General features: G+C 71.9%; 1 protein-coding gene and 1 pseudogene (1 of these 2 only partly in view). One reads left to right on the forward strand and one right to left on the reverse strand.

The features are described from left to right. A pseudogene (locus D471_RS36515) lies at nucleotides 1–1,924 on the forward strand (FdhF/YdeP family oxidoreductase) (it extends 373 nt beyond the left edge of the window). Nucleotides 1,925–2,065: 141 nt separating this feature from the next. On the opposite strand, the gene D471_RS36520 reads toward D471_RS36515, so the two are convergent. After that, nucleotides 2,066–2,771, reverse strand: a 706-nt coding sequence (locus D471_RS36520; protein WP_017601578.1) for an EamA family transporter, incomplete at its 5' end; no start/stop codon positions are given.

Raw genomic sequence — 2,771 nt, forward strand, 5'->3', positions numbered from 1 at the left:
GGGCGCCACCCACTACGAGCCGGTCACGTGGGACCGGGCGCTGGACCTGGTGGCCGAGGAGTTGCGCGGTCTGGACTCACCCGACGAGGCCGTCTTCTACACCTCCGGCCGCACCAGCAACGAGGCCGCGTTCTGCTACCAGCTGTTCGCGCGGGCCCTGGGCACCAACAACCTGCCCGACTGCTCGAACATGTGCCACGAGTCCTCCGGATCGGCGCTGACCGAGACCCTGGGCGTCGGCAAGGGGAGCGTGTCCCTGGAGGACGTGCACCAGGCCGACCTGATCATCGTCGCGGGACAGAACCCGGGCACCAACCACCCCCGCATGCTCAGCGCGCTGGAGCGCGCCAAGCGGTCGGGCGCGCGGATCATCACGGTCAACCCGCTGCCGGAGGCGGGACTGCGCGACTTCCGCAACCCGCAGACGGCACGGGGCCTGATCGGGCGCGGCACCGAGCTCACCGACCTGTTCGCGCAGATCCGTCTGGGCGGTGACCTGGCGCTGTTCTCGGCGGTGAACCGGCTCCTGCTGGAGGCCGACCAGCGCGGGGAGGAGGTTCTCGACCGGGCGTTCGTCGACCGGCACACGCACGGATTCGAGGAGTTCTCCCGCGAACTGCTGGCCGAGCCGGAGGAGGAGTTCTGGCCGCGCGTGGAGCGGGCCACCGGGCTGGACCGCGAGCTGGTCGAGCGCCTCACACAGATGGTGACCGCCTCCGAGCGGATCGTGGTGTGCTGGGCGATGGGTCTGACCCAGCACAAGCACTCGGTGCCCACCATCCGCGAGGTGGTCAACTTCCTGCTGCTGCGGGGCAACGTGGGACGGCCGGGCGCGGGCGTGTGCCCGGTGCGGGGGCACTCCAACGTGCAGGGCGACCGCACGATGGGGATCTTCGAGCGCCCCGCGGACGCGTTCCTGGACGCCCTGGGCGCGGAGTTCGGGTTCGAGCCGCCGCGCGAACACGGGTGGGACACCGTCGACTCCATCCGCGCGATGGCGGAGGGGCGGGTGCGGGTGTTCTTCGCGATGGGCGGCAACTTCGTGGCGGCCTCGCCTGACACCCTGGTCACTGAGGACGCGATGCGCCGCGTGGACCTCACGGTGCACGTGTCCACCAAGCTCAACCGCTCGCACGTGGTCACCGGGACACGCGCGCTGATCCTGCCCGCGCTGGCGCGCAGCGACCGCGATCTGCGCGACGGCCGCCCCCGCTGGGTGACGGTCGAGGACTCCATGGGGATGGTGCACGCCTCGCACGGGGTGCTGCCGCCGCTGTCGGAGGGGATGCGCTCGGAGGTCGACATCATCCGCGACCTGGCGGCGAGGGTGCTCGGCGAGAGTCCGGTGGCGTGGTCGACCTTGGCCGACTACGACCGGATCCGTGACCATGTGGAGGCGGTCGTGCCGGGGTTCGAGGACTTCAACGCCCGAGCACGGCGGCCCGGCGGGTTCACGTTGCCGCACGCCCCGCGCGACGACCGGAGGTTCCCCACCGCGACGGGGCTGGCCAACTTCACCGTCAACGGCCGCCACGCGCCGGAGGTCCCGGAGGGGCGGCTGCTGTTGCAGACGTTGCGCTCGCACGACCAGTACAACACCACGATCTACGGGCTCGACGACCGCTATCGCGGCATCCACGACGGCCGCCGGGTGGTGCTGGTCAACCCCGACGACGCCCGTGAACTGGGCCTGGCCGACGGCGCCTACACCGACATCGTCGGCGAGTGGCACGACGGCAGGGAGCGGCGCGCGCCGCACTTCCGGGTGGTGCACTACCCGACCGTACGCGGGTGCGCGGCCGCCTACTACCCGGAGACGAACGTGCTGGTGCCGTTGGACTCCACCGCCGAGGTGAGCAACACGCCCACGTCGAAGTCGGTGGTGGTGCGGTTCGAGGCGGACTCGGGGGCGGCCGCCGTCTGAACCGGGGCCACCCCAGGGAGTCACCGTTCGGGCGCCGACAGGGTTCTTATGGATAGGTGTGCGCCGTAGGCGTCCGTTGAGGGTGGTGGAGGGCGACGGGCGGGTCGAAGCGAAGCGGAGGACCACAACGAACACAGTCCGTCAGCGCCGGGTGACCGCGACCGCGTTGGCGGTGACGATCACGGCGACGGCCGCCCACGAGGCCCAGTCCAGGTACTGCCGGAGCACCACCATGCCCACCAGGGCCGCGAGCACCGGGTTCACACTCATGAAGATCCCGAAGTACCGGGCGGGTACGCGCCGCAGGGCGAGCAGATCCGCCAGGAACGGGACGGCGGAGGAGAGGACCCCCGCGACCAGGGCGCAGGTCAGCGCCGCGCCGGTCGGCGGATGGTGCCACAGCGCCACCGCGCCCACCGGCAGGTACAGCATCCCCGAGACGACCGCCGCCGCGGCCGAACCCTCCAGGCCGGGTACGCGTGCGCCGACCTCCCGGTTCAACAGGATGTAGCACCCCCAGCACACGGCGGCCAACAGCGCCAGCGCGATACCGACGTGGTCGCTGCTGGGCTGGGGGCGCACGAGGACCGCGACCGCGCCGACCGCGGCCAGGGCGAGGCCCACATCGGCGCGGCGGCGGGAGGTGGCCAGAGCCACGGTCAGCGGTCCGAGGAACTCCAGGGTGACCGCCAGGCCGAGCCCGACGCGGTCGATCGCCGCGTACAGCGACAGGTTCATGGTCGCGAACACCACGGCCAGGCCCAGGACGGGGCGCCACTGCGCGGCGGTGAAGGTCCACGGTCGGGGTCGCCCGACGCACAGAAGGGTGACGGCGGCCACCCACTGG

Origin of the sequence: Nocardiopsis lucentensis DSM 44048 (assembly GCF_000341125.1) — a bacterium.
Lineage (GTDB): Bacteria > Actinomycetota > Actinomycetes > Streptosporangiales > Streptosporangiaceae > Nocardiopsis > Nocardiopsis lucentensis.